General features: G+C 51.6%; 25 protein-coding genes. 2 read left to right on the top strand and 23 right to left on the bottom strand.

Translation table 11 applies throughout. From position 1 onward, the window contains the following. Nucleotides 1–100: 100 nt before the first annotated feature. From D8S85_RS04460 to D8S85_RS04400, 13 genes are all read right to left on the bottom strand, one after another. Nucleotides 101–1,123, bottom strand: coding sequence for a hypothetical protein (locus D8S85_RS04460; protein WP_004293653.1), 1,023 nt, complete (start codon nucleotides 1,121–1,123; stop codon nucleotides 101–103). 59 nt (nucleotides 1,124–1,182) lie between these two features. Continuing rightward, nucleotides 1,183–1,392 carry a hypothetical protein gene (locus tag D8S85_RS04455; RefSeq protein WP_004293652.1) on the bottom strand — a complete coding sequence of 70 codons (210 nt, stop codon included), beginning with the start codon at nucleotides 1,390–1,392 and terminating at the stop codon, nucleotides 1,183–1,185. 1 nt (nucleotide 1,393) lies between these two features. Further along, nucleotides 1,394–1,612, bottom strand: a complete 219-nt coding sequence (locus D8S85_RS04450; RefSeq protein ID WP_004293651.1) for a hypothetical protein — start codon at nucleotides 1,610–1,612, stop codon at nucleotides 1,394–1,396. Nucleotides 1,613–1,663: 51 nt separating this feature from the next. Then, nucleotides 1,664–1,954, bottom strand: a complete 291-nt coding sequence (locus D8S85_RS04445) for a hypothetical protein (protein WP_004293650.1) — start codon at nucleotides 1,952–1,954, stop codon at nucleotides 1,664–1,666. Between the two features lie 55 nt (nucleotides 1,955–2,009). Then, a complete protein-coding gene (locus tag D8S85_RS04440; RefSeq protein ID WP_004293649.1) occupies nucleotides 2,010–2,942 on the bottom strand; it encodes a hypothetical protein in 933 nt (310 codons plus the stop codon). After that, nucleotides 2,923–3,159, bottom strand: a complete 237-nt coding sequence (locus D8S85_RS04435) for a hypothetical protein (protein WP_004293648.1) — start codon at nucleotides 3,157–3,159, stop codon at nucleotides 2,923–2,925. The genes D8S85_RS04440 and D8S85_RS04435 overlap by 20 nt, the downstream gene beginning before the upstream one ends. 33 nt (nucleotides 3,160–3,192) lie before the next feature. Beyond that, complete coding sequence (locus D8S85_RS04430) at nucleotides 3,193–3,777, bottom strand: hypothetical protein (protein WP_004303947.1); 585 nt, start codon at nucleotides 3,775–3,777, stop codon at nucleotides 3,193–3,195. Nucleotides 3,778–3,788: 11 nt separating this feature from the next. Continuing rightward, nucleotides 3,789–4,259: a hypothetical protein gene (locus D8S85_RS21805; RefSeq protein ID WP_230329077.1), complete on the bottom strand. Its 471-nt coding sequence runs from the start codon at nucleotides 4,257–4,259 to the stop codon at nucleotides 3,789–3,791. Further along, nucleotides 4,256–4,486, bottom strand: a complete 231-nt coding sequence (locus D8S85_RS21800; RefSeq protein ID WP_227225043.1) for a hypothetical protein — start codon at nucleotides 4,484–4,486, stop codon at nucleotides 4,256–4,258. The genes D8S85_RS21805 and D8S85_RS21800 overlap by 4 nt, the downstream gene beginning before the upstream one ends. Before the next feature lie 41 nt (nucleotides 4,487–4,527). Further along, entirely contained in the window at nucleotides 4,528–4,815 is a 288-nt protein-coding gene (locus D8S85_RS04420; protein WP_004293645.1) for a hypothetical protein, read from the bottom strand. A gap of 12 nt (nucleotides 4,816–4,827) precedes the next feature. Beyond that, on the bottom strand, nucleotides 4,828–5,007 hold the full coding sequence (locus tag D8S85_RS04415) for a hypothetical protein (RefSeq protein WP_004293644.1): 180 nt from the start codon (nucleotides 5,005–5,007) through the stop codon (nucleotides 4,828–4,830). Nucleotides 5,008–5,369: 362 nt separating this feature from the next. Next, nucleotides 5,370–6,458 (bottom strand): hypothetical protein, encoded by a 1,089-nt coding sequence (locus D8S85_RS04405; RefSeq protein ID WP_004293643.1) that lies wholly within the window; start codon nucleotides 6,456–6,458, stop codon nucleotides 5,370–5,372. Further along, entirely contained in the window at nucleotides 6,455–6,934 is a 480-nt protein-coding gene (locus D8S85_RS04400) for a hypothetical protein (RefSeq protein WP_004293642.1), read from the bottom strand. The genes D8S85_RS04405 and D8S85_RS04400 overlap by 4 nt, the downstream gene beginning before the upstream one ends. 257 nt (nucleotides 6,935–7,191) lie before the next feature. Between D8S85_RS04400 and D8S85_RS21620 the strand changes: the two genes are divergently transcribed. Together D8S85_RS21620 and D8S85_RS04390 are read left to right on the top strand one after the other, a co-directional pair. Further along, nucleotides 7,192–7,458 (top strand): hypothetical protein, encoded by a 267-nt coding sequence (locus tag D8S85_RS21620; RefSeq protein WP_191215929.1) that lies wholly within the window; start codon nucleotides 7,192–7,194, stop codon nucleotides 7,456–7,458. A 29-nt stretch (nucleotides 7,459–7,487) separates the two neighbouring features. Then, complete coding sequence (locus D8S85_RS04390) at nucleotides 7,488–7,754, top strand: hypothetical protein (protein WP_127074860.1); 267 nt, start codon at nucleotides 7,488–7,490, stop codon at nucleotides 7,752–7,754. A gap of 49 nt (nucleotides 7,755–7,803) precedes the next feature. Here the strand turns inward: D8S85_RS04390 and D8S85_RS04385 are convergent, their stop codons facing one another. Genes D8S85_RS04385 through D8S85_RS04340 form a run of 10 tightly spaced genes read right to left on the bottom strand, consistent with a single transcriptional unit; the run spans nucleotide 7,804 to nucleotide 13,311 of the window. Beyond that, entirely contained in the window at nucleotides 7,804–9,066 is a 1,263-nt protein-coding gene (locus tag D8S85_RS04385) for an RNA-directed DNA polymerase (RefSeq protein WP_004303952.1), read from the bottom strand. Further along, on the bottom strand, nucleotides 9,059–9,727 hold the full coding sequence (locus D8S85_RS04380) for a hypothetical protein (protein ID WP_004293640.1): 669 nt from the start codon (nucleotides 9,725–9,727) through the stop codon (nucleotides 9,059–9,061). The genes D8S85_RS04385 and D8S85_RS04380 overlap by 8 nt, the downstream gene beginning before the upstream one ends. A gap of 13 nt (nucleotides 9,728–9,740) precedes the next feature. After that, the gene (locus D8S85_RS04375; RefSeq protein WP_004293639.1) at nucleotides 9,741–10,388 is read right to left on the bottom strand and encodes a hypothetical protein; all 648 of its coding nucleotides are present in this window, start codon (nucleotides 10,386–10,388) and stop codon (nucleotides 9,741–9,743) included. A 28-nt stretch (nucleotides 10,389–10,416) separates the two neighbouring features. Continuing rightward, the gene (locus tag D8S85_RS04370) at nucleotides 10,417–10,662 is read right to left on the bottom strand and encodes a hypothetical protein (protein WP_004293638.1); all 246 of its coding nucleotides are present in this window, start codon (nucleotides 10,660–10,662) and stop codon (nucleotides 10,417–10,419) included. 12 nt (nucleotides 10,663–10,674) lie between these two features. Then, nucleotides 10,675–10,854, bottom strand: a complete 180-nt coding sequence (locus D8S85_RS04365) for a hypothetical protein (protein ID WP_004293637.1) — start codon at nucleotides 10,852–10,854, stop codon at nucleotides 10,675–10,677. A gap of 10 nt (nucleotides 10,855–10,864) precedes the next feature. After that, nucleotides 10,865–11,185, bottom strand: a complete 321-nt coding sequence (locus D8S85_RS04360) for a hypothetical protein (RefSeq protein WP_004303957.1) — start codon at nucleotides 11,183–11,185, stop codon at nucleotides 10,865–10,867. Nucleotides 11,186–11,190: 5 nt separating this feature from the next. Then, nucleotides 11,191–11,670, bottom strand: a complete 480-nt coding sequence (locus tag D8S85_RS04355) for a hypothetical protein (protein ID WP_004293635.1) — start codon at nucleotides 11,668–11,670, stop codon at nucleotides 11,191–11,193. A 4-nt stretch (nucleotides 11,671–11,674) separates the two neighbouring features. Further along, nucleotides 11,675–11,950, bottom strand: coding sequence for a DUF3846 domain-containing protein (locus D8S85_RS04350; protein ID WP_008143017.1), 276 nt, complete (start codon nucleotides 11,948–11,950; stop codon nucleotides 11,675–11,677). Nucleotides 11,951–11,965: 15 nt separating this feature from the next. Continuing rightward, entirely contained in the window at nucleotides 11,966–12,424 is a 459-nt protein-coding gene (locus D8S85_RS04345; protein WP_004293633.1) for a hypothetical protein, read from the bottom strand. Then, a complete protein-coding gene (locus D8S85_RS04340) occupies nucleotides 12,421–13,311 on the bottom strand; it encodes a hypothetical protein (RefSeq protein WP_008860787.1) in 891 nt (296 codons plus the stop codon). Before D8S85_RS04340 ends, D8S85_RS04345 begins: the two co-directional genes overlap by 4 nt.

Raw genomic sequence — 13,311 nt, 5'->3', positions numbered from 1 at the left:
GCCTGGCTGACCAGACTCAGGATTTCCTGTTCCTCCTTTGTCCCGGACGGCTTGGAAGCCAACAGGTTCTGTATGCGTTTAAGAAGATTGTAAATCATAATCAGCAGTCATTATGTTCTTTCCAGATTTTACGTTTCTCGTCATAGCCCTTGTTTTCCCACCATTCATTGCAGGTTTCGGCAAACCCCTGATGGTTGTCTCCGGCCGGACACTTGTCCTGACGGCAACCCGTGATCTGTTCCATTTGATTTGCGTCCAACGAGTTCCACCATTCCTCCATGCGTTCTTTGAACTCTTTTAAAGTACAGAATGGCTGATGGTCCTCGCATTCGTCGCACCAGTTATCATAGCGGTCTATACCCGTGGTACCGATGAATGTACGGGCATTCGGATCCACCCATGCCTGGGTCTGTATATTGTCTGAACCGCACCCCTCGCATACGACAATCTCGTCGTCATTGACATCAGCGGAGATGAACCCGTGTTCTTCCAGCCAGTGGGCAATCTCAAGCAATCCCTCGGTCTGTACCTGTCCGATGGGCTCATCGAAATCCTCGCCGGCTTCGCCGTTGAGCGTGCAGAGCAGTTTGCCGTTCCCGTCGATGAAAAGTTCATAAACGGTCGCACTTTCATAACCGCCGTATCCGTAAAAAGCGGAATTGTGGACCACCACTATCGGGGAGGTTTCATACTCCGCTGATTCCGCCTCCCGGTAATGTACGCCGCAGTTGCGGTAGAACGTGCCGATGATGTTGTTCTCCTTCTTCACGGCGTCGCGGATTTTCTCCATAAGTGATCTTCTGATGGAGATGATACTGAGGTGCGCATAATCCTTACGGAGACGTCTGTACACTTCCTGCTCGAAGTTGCCTCGAACAGAGTCGAAAGGGGATACGCCGGCGTTCTCCCGGATATATTTGTCCTCGTTAAAGTTGTAGCGCCGGCAGACAATATTCTTGACGCGGCGGAATTCCTCTCCGGCAAATTTGAGGATACTGTTCTCGCCTAGCGAAGTCGGAAAATAGCAGCGGGGCATGTGCACTGTCATTTCACGGTAAAGTGTGTCATCGTCTTCCGGAAAGGTTCTGTCTGTTTCCGGCTTTGTAGGTTTTTCCTGTTCCATGTTGCTTGTTTTTTATCTGTAGTTGAACAATTTCCGGTTTGCCGCCCGTTGCATGGCGGTCACCATATTCTTATGTCATAATCTTTAAAATAGTATTCCAACTCTTTTAATCCTTCCAAAGAGTGCAGCTCGTTCTTTCCGGTCACTTCGATGTCGACGGATACTGCATTTTCATCTTTGATGTTTACTTTGGCATTGTCAAACACGCATCTTACATATTCTGCAATGCATGAGGCAGGCAGGTCGTTTTTTACAATATTAAGTACCATATTATTTATTGTTCATTAAATGTTTGCTACGTCCATAAACCGGGCACCGCTTGCGGTATCTGCATTCGCCCCGGGCCGCGTCGGTATGCGCCCGGTGCCATTCATCCCAGCTCTTCACTCCATTGTCTGTAAGGAATATGATCAGTTGCATGCAGCAGAAACCGCGTTCCTCACGTTTCCGGTCATGAAGGTTGGCCAGCCCGTTATCTTTAGGTTTCATACAGGTTTGATGTTACGGCAGGTTTGCTCGAAACGCCTTCATGGCATATCATTAAAACCATGAGACATGCACATAGGCATCGCTTTGGTCACTGCCGTTGATTAGACAATCAAGTACTTCGATAAACTTTTCCCGGTCCATCCCGGCCTTTGCCAGGCAGGAATAAAATTCTTCGGCATTCTGCCGGAAGGTTTCATCCTGTTCTGAGATATGTTTTCTTAGCTGCTGCAGACCCGAACGGGCTATTTCGAAGTCATCGGTATAGGCGTCTTCTGCGGAGTTATCAACTTCGAACATTGTCAGGATATCATAAAAGATATCCTGACCGCCCCCGCCATACATACCCGGATATTTGTATTCGATTTGCCAAACTCTGGCTACATGTAGTTTCTGGCCATTATCTTTTCATTTTTCGGATTTGTTGTCTTATGCAGTGCAGCATCAATTCGATACCACGGATGCTTTCCTCATTCTCTTTCAGTTTGTAATAGTAGGCGTTCGCTTCGTCGTAGTCTTCCCGTGCCTTGCGCAATCTGCATTCCTTGGCGTCACGGACCTGTTCATGGGACAGGTCGTAACCGATGAACTCGTCCATGAAACAGGAAACCGTACGCCCGTAATAGTGGTCCGTGCGGGTTTCCACCGCAGTACGGATGATGTCGTCGCACCGCCTTCCGAGTGTCCGGAGTACGTCGCTGATATGCCGGTCATGGTACTCGTAACCGAAGAAACGGGTATACCACTCGTGTTCCTGCCGGTTTGTCTTCCCCGCGTAATACTCGTACCATTGGGCGTCGCACTTGGTGTGCCTCTGGGTAACCTTGAATATGGCATACTCTTCACCGATCCATGTAAAACGTGAGAGTATCTCACTCGCTTCTTCCTCATAGTAGCTATCCCGCCAATTCAATTCTTCGGTCTGGCTGAGCGGGAGGAATGACTGTTTGGTGATCCACTGCCCGAAACCTTTGTGCGTGACATGCGGAAGCACTTTCACGACCTTGCTCCATGCCTCGTTGCAGGCTTCATCCAGTGAAGGGAAACTTTCAGGAAAGCGTTCCCTGTCCGTTCCGTCTCGCAACACCTCGTTCCAATCTTTGTCGCAGACAATGAGGGTGAGGTCCTCCCTCACATGGCAGTCGCGTTCGCAATAGCCGTAGGGAGCATCGCAGAGCGTGTACCACTCCTTCGGTCCATAACCGTCGTCACGTCCCAGATAGCGTTTGGGCTTACCCTTCTCTGTCTGCACCTCCCACACTTCCGTGCAGTTTCCACGGTCGATATGGTGCAGGCGTACCCTGATTTCCTTGTTATCTCGTTTTTCTTCCATGTCGTTCATTTTTAGTATGGCCTGTCTTTTTCTTTTCGAGAATCCGGTAGATTTCTTCAAGGTCATGCTCATTGTCTATCGGTTGCCCGTATTCCGTATCCACGATGACCACCCTGGCATTGGCCAGGTGACATCCTGCTATCGTCTTGTCATAGCCGCTCCATTCAGGATTGATTTCTGTTACCGTGTCAAATTCAAGTCCGTATGATGTCTTCATTGTATTTCCAGTTATTATGCGTATTTTTCTATTTTATGCTACCGCTTTGTTCTGCCCGTCGATAATATGCCTGCATTCGGCTTCCAGTTCTTTCATACATTCCGTACCATAGAATCCCCAACAACTGTCCAGTTCATTGTCATCGTCACTTTCCGGCATGATGCGATACCCGAAAACTTCCCCGGTATAGTAGTTGTCAAGGGTACTGATTTCGTCTTGCAGGTATCCCTCGATCCGCTTCCTGCGTTTCGCGGTGATGTTCTTCCACCCGTATTCCCGGCGCACCTTGTCCAACGGTACCGCGATGATTCCGAAAAATCCGGAATCCCACGGGCAGCTGAACGGCGAGGTGGATATTGTAATGCCGCCATGGTCGTAGAGGTAGACCGGCAGGGCGATATATTCCTTCAGGAACGATTCCCGGAAATTTCCGATATGCCCTTCAAAAACCTTGTCGATATCGAAGTGGTCATCAAACTCCTTCTCCGGGCGGTAGCGACGATGTGCCGTATAAAGCGTACCGAGATTGTCATATGCTTCACGCGGGCTTCGGGCGTCATCATCATAATAGATGTTGATGCGGTACCCGTTATATTTGATTTGATTATATAGATTCATTTGCCTGGGTATTATGTCTTGTTACAAAGTCTTACAAATTGTTCCGTAATCTCGTCCCGCTCGAACTCGTCGCAGTTCAGGTCGAAGAATATACCCGAAGCCGCGAGCATGTCACGGGCTTCCCCGTAGGTAAGGTCGTTCCTGTGCCTGTATCTGTCCACCATGTCCCGATGTTCGGCTTCCGCCCGGTCGTGCAGCCTCATTTTATACAGCCTGTACCATGCGGGGAACTGTTCCTTGGAAACCATATTTTCCAGCTGCAAGTCCCGGTATCTTCCCGGTGCCAGCAGGATGTGGCTGTCAATGTAGGACTTCGCCTCGGCTATGATTCCCTCCCTGGTGAAGGGACGGTGGGAGCGTGCCGTGAAATGCACCCATCCACCATGCAACGGGTGTTCGATTTCAATCTGCACACCCTGCCTCCTGACATGTACCACGATATAGGCGGTCTGGCCGGGGAACATATCGTCCTTGAGGCTCACTCCCCGGCAGGCCGGCGGGTCAACATGGATGTAGTGGTCCTGCCTTGCGCCCCCGAGGAACCTTTCAAGCTGCCGCATCGACTGGCGGTAGATGAATGTCCCCACGCGGCACTGGCCTCGGCGGATGTCGCCGTAATAGTACTTTCTTGCCCTTGCTCCGGTAATGCGGGACTCGTCCGATGCCTCGAAATAGCTCCGGTAGGTATCGTCCGTACGGCAGAAATCATATATTTCCTGAAAAGTCCTTGTTTTCATTTGTTACTCCTTTTTATGTATTGTCTTCTTCCGGCGGGGGAAATTCCCCCGTCCTGTAAAATATCTCTCCGAGACGGTCAGCCTGTTCCGCCAGACCTCTCTTCCGGACAGCCGACACGGCATCGCGTGCGGCCTTTTCGTACATGCCCAGCAGTACCGCCTCGGGCAGGCGTTTCGTCCGCCACACCTCCTGTGCGGTGGCGAGCATCTCCACCTCGCAGCCCAGATGGCTGGCCGTGAGGATAATGACGGCATTGCCGATGAAGTTCGGTACGCGTTCTTCCTGTTGTTCTCCTTTCATTGTTCCGTGCCTTTAATCCGTTTCGAACTCGTCTTCATAGACCTCGATCTCCTTCCTGCTCTCGCAGATGCGTACCAGCCAGGTGTATTGGAGCCGTTCCAACAGTTCTATACGGCGATAGCCCTTGTAGGGCACTTTCAGCGTTGCAATGTCTCCCGGTTTCATGTCAGGCGGGTATTTCAAACTGGACATGGAAATGGAATTCGCTTATCAGGCTGCAAATCTGCGGTACTGATTTAGGATCCTCCCCGTAAAGGTAGAAGATGGTCCGGCAACGTGTCAGGCATCGGATACCCTGTTTTCGTAACCGGTACAGCAGGTAGGCCCTGCGTCGTAGTTGTTTCTTGCTCATCGTATAAAGGATTATGTCGTTTTGATTAGAATAGCGGTGTGGTCGTCAAACAGGGGCATCTCTTTACGTTTTCGATGTAATGCCTCCATTGAAAGATGCTCATCTTGTGTTAACAGGGATGAGCATCATTTCAATGGAGGGAGTACTAATTTATTCTGACCCGCCACACCGCGCCGCCTACCGGGCGGATGGTGATGACGGCCTATTTCTTACGCCATGCCGCCATCTTCTTTTTGATGTTGATATTGTTGTCCGCCAGCATTTTTTTCAGGACTGCCAGCAACCGCCAGCCTTCTCCGTTTTTATACTCTTCCGCCTTGGCTGACAGGAACGTCAGTGACTGGTACTTGTCCAGACGCCGACCCCGGTCATTGACAGCCGTGCAACCGTGGAAACGAATCAGGTTCTGCATGGTAAAGAACGCCCCGGCTCCCTTATAGGCATCCATCCATGCCTTGCTTTGAGGAGTGCCCCATGGCAGCCGGATACGACGGTCATTGAACTGTCTGACCGCGTTGTAAAGCTGTGTGGCGTCCAACGCGTGCCTGATGTGGGTTATCGCGATGGAAAGCGGGTAGTACAGTTTGGATTGCAGGTCCTCCACGAAAATATTACGGCCGTGTATACGCTTGTAGGGAACTCCCTTGCATTTTCTTGTTTCCAGGTTGCCCACGTGTTTTTTCAGCGCGTTGACATAGTCGCTCGCGATGGCCAAAACCACATCACGGTTGAACCAGCGGTTTCTCTCGGCAAAACCCGTGATGTCCTTGTGTTCCATCTTCATCTGGGCGTGCAGCTCGTTCAAGAGCATTTTCCACTGGTAATCATAGCCTTTCCGGTGAATCATCTCGGTCACCCCTGCCGGCTCTTTTTCACGGTAATGCGTGTATGACATCATATGGAACATTTGTGCCATGACCCACCGGCGGAAGAGTCGGTTGTTGGGAACGGTACCCTGTGCCATGATGCTGCCGAATATCGGGTCGTTGTCATCCAGGATGGTAAGTTTCCCGTCTTTGTTGGAGGCGATATACTCGCCGCCCTCGGCTCCCTGCATGGCGAACAGGCAGCTCACGTCCACACCGGCACCGCGGAGTGCCTCGATACGCTCCCGCGCCCCTTTGGGAAGTCCGGCAGGAGAATTATGGCCGGCCACCACCGGATAGACGGTGCCCAAATCCGAATTCTTGCCGATAACGGTGCCCGTGGCGGCAAATTCCTTGTCCGCGATGGCGAATTCCGTGCCGCATCCGGGGCACAGGACTTTTGTTTCTTGTTTCTTTCTACTCATTGTGAATTTGTTAATAATTGATTACTTCCGGGTTCCACCCATTTTCTGAGTATCACCAGGTCCTTGTCTTTTTCGCTTTGCCAGAACCATTTGCCCATCGTTTCGGGATTCCATGTGAACCCGCCTATAATCCGGCAGAGGATATAGAATTCCAGCTCGAATTGCGCGGTATCCCGGTGTTGCCCGTACAGCATGTCCCCGTCCTCGAGGTCACTTTCGGGCAATGCCATGAAATACCGGCGGGACTTGCTCTGGCTGCGCTCCGATGGTATCGAATGTTTATAGCGGCGGTACAGCTCCTCCACATCCGTGAAAAAATCCCCGCAGCCGTACTCCGGCAACCACGGAGCGCCATCATACCTGCCGTTCCGTATCATGTGTCTCCCGTTTACTTTTAAACTTCTGGACTGGAAATCAATCCGGAAATTTGCGCCGTTCTCTATGGCGGTGACGGTTTCTCGGTAAATATCTTCCATTTTCTCACCTGTTTACAATTAATGGCACTCAAACCCCTGGCGCGTATCTTTATAGTCCTGATAAATACAGTAGGACTTCGGTCCTGAACCAGGTAGTTGCCTGGCTCAGGACCAAGCTTGAATACTGTATCTTGAATTTGGGTCCCTCGTGCATATGCGGTCGCGCTACCTTCTGTTCAGGGGACTCATCCGGACGGCACATCCCTTTAAAAACCTGATACGGGCCGCGAGTACAGCTGGAACCTGTGTCATCTGTCGTGTTAGCAGGAGATAACACAGGCTCCAGCCGTGTGAATTGCGGCTCTGTTGAAATCCCGGCCTTGCCCCCTTTGCCCTGTGCTGTTCTTTTTGCGGTTCCCGGAATGCCGGCACGTTCCTTTACAGGTCCGATGTCTGCTGTGGCGGAAGCCGGAATGGCGCCGTCGTATAACGTTAGGGATACGACGGCGCGAGACGGGCTTATCGGGGACAGCAGGCTGAATCCATTCCCCCGAACCGCACGTTCCCGTGCTGGAAAAGACTGAAAGTTCTCATAATACCGGCACATGGCTTTATGCTTCCGATGTATCCCGCGTATGGGTCTTCTGCGGAGTCCGAAGGCGACGGTCAGCCGCCTTCAGACTCGGAAAGAAGACGTTGGTACGCGGGATGCCCAAACCTATTCCTTGAACTTTCCCGGTGTGCTCCGGTAACGGGTACGGGACAGACGGCACATGACTTTAATTTCCCGATACATTACAGGCGCAGCCAGAATCGAGATGGGATTAACCGGGTGTTAGACCGGTTAATCTCGATATGGATTCTGGTTATAAGCCTGTAACGTTGAATAGCCTGCCCGTCCACCCGTTCTGCCGTGTGCCCGGCGTAACTTATAGCGATGCCACCAGCGTGTTGTACACCGCCCGGCTGGTCAGAAGGGCGTTACGCATGCAGCCGACAGTCAGGTAACCCGGTATGTCCCGGTCTGTTTTATCGCGGTTGGCCTTCACGTTGCGTCCCCGTCCCCGGACGATGCAGCCATCCGGTTTGGTTCGGACATATCCCAGACCGCCGATCTTGCACCTGCCCGTCTGAACGGCTCTAAAGCAGTCCATCACGAACTTGTTCAGCTCGTTGAGGTCACTCTTCACATTACAGACCGGCAATACCTGTATCGCCCAGCTGAACTCGCCCTTGTACAGGTAACGGTTCACGGCGTCCACGGCTTTTGCCAGTGTCGTGTCCCGGCAGCGGATTGTCCGCCGCTCGATCTCGTGCTGGAAGGTCTTGATGCGTGATGACGAGAGCGAGACCATGCCGCCCTTGATACTGAATCCTAAGAACTTGAACCAGACATCGGCTGCCAGGTATTCCACTTTCTTGGGATTTAGCTTCATGGATTTATCTTCCAGGCGTTTTTGGAGTGTGTCCATCGCTTTTTCATAATCCTTGCCGATAAAAAGCATATCGTCGGAATACCGGACGTAGTAGCCGTTCATTTGTGACAGTTCCCTGTCTAGGTCGTAGAGCAGTACATCCGCCAGCCAGCTAGCCACAGCACAACCCTGTTTCAAGGATTGATACTTGCTTTGCAACCGGTTATCTTCATCGAAATAGAGGTCCGAGTGGTAATATTTCCTAAGTACGTCTATCAGGGCAGACTGGCCGTGTTTGGCCTCCACCTTGTCGAACGCCTCGTCGATGAACCGTATCGGAACACTGTCGAAGTATTTGGAAAGGTCGGACTTCCAGCCCAGACAGCCGCTATTGCCGGTTTCTGTCATCCGGTGGCTGACTTCCGTAACTACCTTGCCGCACCCTATACCGGTCTGGTAGGACTTGCACGAAGAGTGCAGCATCTCCGGCATCAACTCGAAGAGCAGGTCGTTGGCGATACCCAGTACTACGCGGTCCATCGGCTCGTTTACGTACACTGTGCGGAACTCACCGTTGTCCTTGGGTATCTGCGCCGTGTGGGGAGGGGAAATCTCGTACTTTCCCCGGCGCATGGCATAGGCCATCGCCATACGGGTATGCTCGTCGGTCAGCCGAATAAGTTGGTCTTTCCTAATGTCTTTCAGCACGCCTTTCTCAATGGCCTTCGTCCACCGGCCTATGTCGAAGAACATTTGCAATATCTTGTCTTCATTCATGGCACTCAAAACTTTTTTGGGAAAGGATAAAATTCAGTATGTCCATGCCGGATTCTACGTCACATTCCTGCTCGTACTCCTCGCCCGTGTAGTAACTGTAACCCATGATGAAGATTTTCCCGTCTTTCCGGAGCGACGCGTTCGTGATGACCAGTTCCACGGGGTCACGGTCCACAACATGGAGATAGGTCGAGGATTGTTCACCGTTGTCATCAAGGCTGCCGCCACACTCGGAAAGCAGCTTCACGGACAGGGCGTAACATTTTTCATTCAGGGCTTTCTCCGCCACGTGATGGTTGTTCATCTCTTCCGTAAGTGTTCGGATGCGGTCACCGCGTCTCTGCTCGGGAACCGGTTCGAAAGCGGTTTCGAACATCCAGACAGGCATCCATTTATGGAAGACGGCGGGTCCCAAGCGGCATATGTAAACTTCATCGTTCTCTTTCTCCGTCTCCGGGATATCCATTCCCGAGGCTCGTGCTGCCGCTACGCTCATGCGCTCGAAACCGCCGAGGCAGGAAGGTGCCGACTTCAAACGGTAGGGACGGATGTTTCCTACAGGGACACCCATTGACATAAGTAGCATCCCCTTAAAAGTGTCGGTAACGGGAGTGGTTTGCTGTTTGTTCATTCTTTTATTCATTTTCTGGTCTTTGTACATACATTATGATTTCTCACGCATCCTCCGCAAGGGCCACAAGCCGCTCTTCCGGCAGCAGGAACTCCTCGTCCGTGAAGTAATAGCAGATTTTCCGGTCCACGGCCTCCGCCTCGTCCGATATGGGTGCGCCGTCTTTGCCGACCAGCACGTCTTGCAGACCCGTTACAGAGACCAGGGTTTTGTATTCCCCGCCCGTTCCACGGAACAGCGTCAGTTCCCTGACAAAATATTCCCTGTCATTCCATGTGATAATCTCAAACATTTCCTCCACTTCCGGGAACAGCCGGCACAGGACCGGAAACAGTTTGCAGGCATCGCTCCGGAGCATCAGGAAGACACATTCCATCAGGCATAGTCCGGCATCTTTGAGCATGGGCAGCAATACGTCCGTGCCTGCTCCGTTTGCCTCTGCCACTATCAGGGCTTTCCAGTATCCTTCCTGGAATGAGTCCGTCCAAGGGATGAGTTCGGCTGCCCTGACGGAATAGGAAACCGCGATTTCTTCCGGATTGTCCTCGTCCGTGGAAATCAGTCCTATTTTCGTGTCATCTTCGACAGGCTCCTTTACCGGCAGGCAGACTTTCATTTTCCGGAACGTGTCCGTGTCCTCGTCCGCCCAGTTGACAAAGCCGCCGAATCTTATAAAATCATATCTGCTCATTTGTCATTATTGTTTATTGTTATTTACCTTACAATTCTTCCGGTTCTCCATCGTTGATACTCCGGTAGAAACGGTCTCCGTCCGCCCACTTCTTGGCGGTGATAGCCAGCTCGAAAGCTTCCTCTATGGAAAGGCCGTCGGCGGGAAGGGCATCAAGGAGTTCTCCCATGCATACGTCATTCTCGCGATACTCTTTCTGCACCTTTCCGAGTGTCATTCTGCCCTTGTCCGTCTTTTTACGCCACAAAAGCATCTGTTGTATCCAATTTTTCATGCGATTCTTTTATTAAAGGAAATCCTTGGCATAACTGCGGGCTTCATTGAAAGTGTTGAAGCCGATTCCACTCATGCAAGAGATTGCCCAGTATCTTAATTTCCTGCTTTCGGCACGGGCAAGATAGATTTGCCCGATACGAATCCCGTCTTTGAGAATGTCATGCCGCTTGTCTTTTGTAATCCGTACCATGTTCCGACATTCACTTGTCCATTTTCCAAAATCCGTAATCGGACCCGTCACCGAGATGAGCACCGAAATAGTACCCCTCCGGTGAGTAACTATCGAGCGTGTCGAACAGCGATTCCAGCAATCCCGCCGCGTCATCGCTGTTCCACCAGTCTGCTTCTTTGTCCTCCATGGCATGGGCGGGGATGGCATTCATCACCTGCACGTACTCCGGTGTGTCACGGATAACGTCCAAGAACGCCGGAATCAGGTCCTGCGTGCGCATCGTGCCGTGGGAGATACTCTCTCCCGGCACGGCATGGAGGCGGTTTTGTGTCCTCTCGTCTATGAACATGGCATTTAGATAAAGGGCAGACGGGTATCTTCCAGCATGGAGGCCAGCATTTGACACATCTCGTATGAAGCACGGTTGCGGTCGTCAATGCAGCGTGAATCACGCCCTGCCATAGCGGTAATGGAAGCCTTTACCGTTCTGAAGAATGTCTGTTCCAGTGTCTTGTGGAAATAAGGAAGAGCCTGGGCGAAACGTTCGGACTTGAATCCCAAATCGTTCATGGCGTATTCCAGCTGTTTGGCCGCCTTGTACTCGCGGCTGTTCTCCAGGCTTTCCGGAATATCACCGAACTGTGCGGTCCGGAGCTGGCGTTCCAGTTCGATGACGGCCACCGAAAGCAACAGCTTGATGGCTTCCGGGTTGCCGATACCGTGTTTCTGCCCGTCAGCGGTATGGAACTCGATCAGGTTTACACTGTTATTCTCTTGTAATTCTTTGTAGCATGCGAGGGTCTTGCTGAGCGCTTTTGCTTTCTCTTTATCCATAATTTTATCTGATTTGATTGTTATTGCACACAAGTACGTCCCCAACGATGAAGTCTTTCGACGCCGGGTGATGAGCACGGAATATCCTGCTCGCTTCAAGATTGAGGGACAGAGGGATAAGTTTGCCTTCCTCGTTGACGACCATTGTCGTGCTCCCGTCCAGTTCCACCAGTTCGATGTAGCCGCCGACAATCGCCTGCATCTCCTCCAGCGTGAAGTCTGAGCCATTGGCTGGCTGCACGGGTTGGCGTGTTCCGTCCGTTTTGATGATTTCTGTCATAGTTGCTTTGAAATTTTAAGATTCATGACTCGCCAGTATATCCAAAATCTGTTGCAAAGGGAATTTTTCAGTCCAGAATCGCTCGTCGGTATGTTTGCCGTACGCCCGGTATCTGGCTTCCCCGTTTGCAAATACCGCCAAGATATGGCTGACCAGCACATTGTCCGGCGGAACCAACCTTTCCAGTTCCGTTTCGGTCAGTTCCACGAAGCACCAGTTATTGTCTTCCGGCAAGTCCTCGCTGCCCAGTATCCCGTCCTCGTCCGGCTGGTAAAAACCAACCGATATGTCATAAAAGTTCAAAGACTGGAAACTGATGTCATCCTTGAATGGCTTGACGGCTTCCAGCCTGCCGGACTGTGTCTGTCTCCACTCTTTTGACAGGTACACGATTGCAAAGTCGCAGCAATCCCATGCACTGTCAGTTCCTGCCTTGAGCAGGAGGTATGGGGTAGGTTCATTTGAGATTTTCATCGTATTTCCCTCCTTTTATGCCACGCGTGATACCGTTTCACGGTGCGTAGCTGGTTAATGATATGGCCAAAAAGCTCGCGTGAATAGATGCGGTAATGGAACACAGCCGAATACTCGCATACATTGCCGTGAAAGTCCACGTGGGAGCGGTCATCCGCAAAGTCGAACAAGTCGCCCTGGATTTCCAGCGTGTATTTGTTCTTCCGTAGCCAGTCAAAAAACTCGAAGATGTCCTTCTTTTGGGAGTAGAAAGTGCAGTATTCGTAGCGGTTTCCGCGCAGGTTCCTCAGCAATGCCGCCATCTCGTTCCGTTCCCGGCGGTCGCCAAATTCGGATCCCGTCCGAGTGGCGAGGTTCTTCAGGAAATATATTTTACCTCCATACTCGAAATAGTACGGTATGTAGGTGACCGTCTTTTTGTACCAATTGACATATTTGACAAAGGAAGCCTTCTTGACGATGGCGGGATGCAGGTTTACTTTCTCCATGTGTTCCCGAATCTGGCGGTAGATTTCCGCATTGGAAAGACGTATGGGACGTTCCGCCCGGAAATACCTGCCGTCCGACTCGAAACAGAGCGCGTACAGGTTTCGGTAATACGGTTCCCCGACAAAGAACCAGTCGCTCTGCATGCGGGCCGGAGGCAGGCATTCCAGCAGTTCGTAATAACGTTCCTCCGTAATTTCATGGAAGGGCTTGCAAAGTGCCCGGGTATAACGCTTCACAAGCAGTGTCATGCGTACCGGTGATACAGCGACCAGGTACGGGTTCTTCTCCCTTTCGCGCAGTGCTTCCAGCGTCTCGCCGCCGTAGTCGCTGTGCATGTCATCCGACATCGACGTGAGGCATGTCCCGTCGAAATAACGTGAATCGATGATGTATCTCAT

The sequence above is a fragment of the Butyricimonas faecalis genome (genome assembly GCF_003991565.1).
GTDB lineage: Bacteria > Bacteroidota > Bacteroidia > Bacteroidales > Marinifilaceae > Butyricimonas > Butyricimonas faecalis.
Note: the sequence above shows the minus strand (reverse complement) of the source record. Positions and strands in the feature narration are given on the sequence as shown.

What these genes read in the sequence shown, in the direction of transcription:
- D8S85_RS04450 (WP_004293651.1), bottom strand. Translation starts at nt 1,612, where the DNA reads ATGAAACCTAAAGATAACGGGCTGGCCAACCTTCATGACCGGAAACGT.
- D8S85_RS04365 (WP_004293637.1), bottom strand. Translation starts at nt 10,854, where the DNA reads ATGGTACGGATTACAAAAGACAAGCGGCATGACATTCTCAAAGACGGG.
- D8S85_RS04380 (WP_004293640.1), bottom strand. Translation starts at nt 9,727, where the DNA reads ATGTACAAAGACCAGAAAATGAATAAAAGAATGAACAAACAGCAAACC.
- D8S85_RS04415 (WP_004293644.1), bottom strand. Translation starts at nt 5,007, where the DNA reads ATGTCCAGTTTGAAATACCCGCCTGACATGAAACCGGGAGACATTGCA.
- D8S85_RS04345 (WP_004293633.1), bottom strand. Translation starts at nt 12,424, where the DNA reads ATGAAAATCTCAAATGAACCTACCCCATACCTCCTGCTCAAGGCAGGA.
- D8S85_RS04340 (WP_008860787.1), bottom strand. Translation starts at nt 13,311, where the DNA reads ATGAGATACATCATCGATTCACGTTATTTCGACGGGACATGCCTCACG.
- D8S85_RS04350 (WP_008143017.1), bottom strand. Translation starts at nt 11,950, where the DNA reads ATGACAGAAATCATCAAAACGGACGGAACACGCCAACCCGTGCAGCCA.
- D8S85_RS04355 (WP_004293635.1), bottom strand. Translation starts at nt 11,670, where the DNA reads ATGGATAAAGAGAAAGCAAAAGCGCTCAGCAAGACCCTCGCATGCTAC.
- D8S85_RS04385 (WP_004303952.1), bottom strand. Translation starts at nt 9,066, where the DNA reads ATGAATGAAGACAAGATATTGCAAATGTTCTTCGACATAGGCCGGTGG.
- D8S85_RS04460 (WP_004293653.1), bottom strand. Translation starts at nt 1,123, where the DNA reads ATGGAACAGGAAAAACCTACAAAGCCGGAAACAGACAGAACCTTTCCG.
- D8S85_RS04375 (WP_004293639.1), bottom strand. Translation starts at nt 10,388, where the DNA reads ATGAGCAGATATGATTTTATAAGATTCGGCGGCTTTGTCAACTGGGCG.
- D8S85_RS04370 (WP_004293638.1), bottom strand. Translation starts at nt 10,662, where the DNA reads ATGAAAAATTGGATACAACAGATGCTTTTGTGGCGTAAAAAGACGGAC.
- D8S85_RS04420 (WP_004293645.1), bottom strand. Translation starts at nt 4,815, where the DNA reads ATGAAAGGAGAACAACAGGAAGAACGCGTACCGAACTTCATCGGCAAT.
- D8S85_RS04360 (WP_004303957.1), bottom strand. Translation starts at nt 11,185, where the DNA reads ATGTTCATAGACGAGAGGACACAAAACCGCCTCCATGCCGTGCCGGGA.
- D8S85_RS04435 (WP_004293648.1), bottom strand. Translation starts at nt 3,159, where the DNA reads ATGAAGACATCATACGGACTTGAATTTGACACGGTAACAGAAATCAAT.
- D8S85_RS04405 (WP_004293643.1), bottom strand. Translation starts at nt 6,458, where the DNA reads ATGAGTAGAAAGAAACAAGAAACAAAAGTCCTGTGCCCCGGATGCGGC.
- D8S85_RS04445 (WP_004293650.1), bottom strand. Translation starts at nt 1,954, where the DNA reads ATGTATGGCGGGGGCGGTCAGGATATCTTTTATGATATCCTGACAATG.
- D8S85_RS04430 (WP_004303947.1), bottom strand. Translation starts at nt 3,777, where the DNA reads ATGAATCTATATAATCAAATCAAATATAACGGGTACCGCATCAACATC.
- D8S85_RS04440 (WP_004293649.1), bottom strand. Translation starts at nt 2,942, where the DNA reads ATGGAAGAAAAACGAGATAACAAGGAAATCAGGGTACGCCTGCACCAT.
- D8S85_RS04400 (WP_004293642.1), bottom strand. Translation starts at nt 6,934, where the DNA reads ATGGAAGATATTTACCGAGAAACCGTCACCGCCATAGAGAACGGCGCA.
- D8S85_RS04455 (WP_004293652.1), bottom strand. Translation starts at nt 1,392, where the DNA reads ATGGTACTTAATATTGTAAAAAACGACCTGCCTGCCTCATGCATTGCA.
- D8S85_RS04390 (WP_127074860.1), top strand. Translation starts at nt 7,488, where the DNA reads ATGCTTCCGATGTATCCCGCGTATGGGTCTTCTGCGGAGTCCGAAGGC.
- D8S85_RS21800 (WP_227225043.1), bottom strand. Translation starts at nt 4,486, where the DNA reads ATGATTTCTGCCGTACGGACGATACCTACCGGAGCTATTTCGAGGCAT.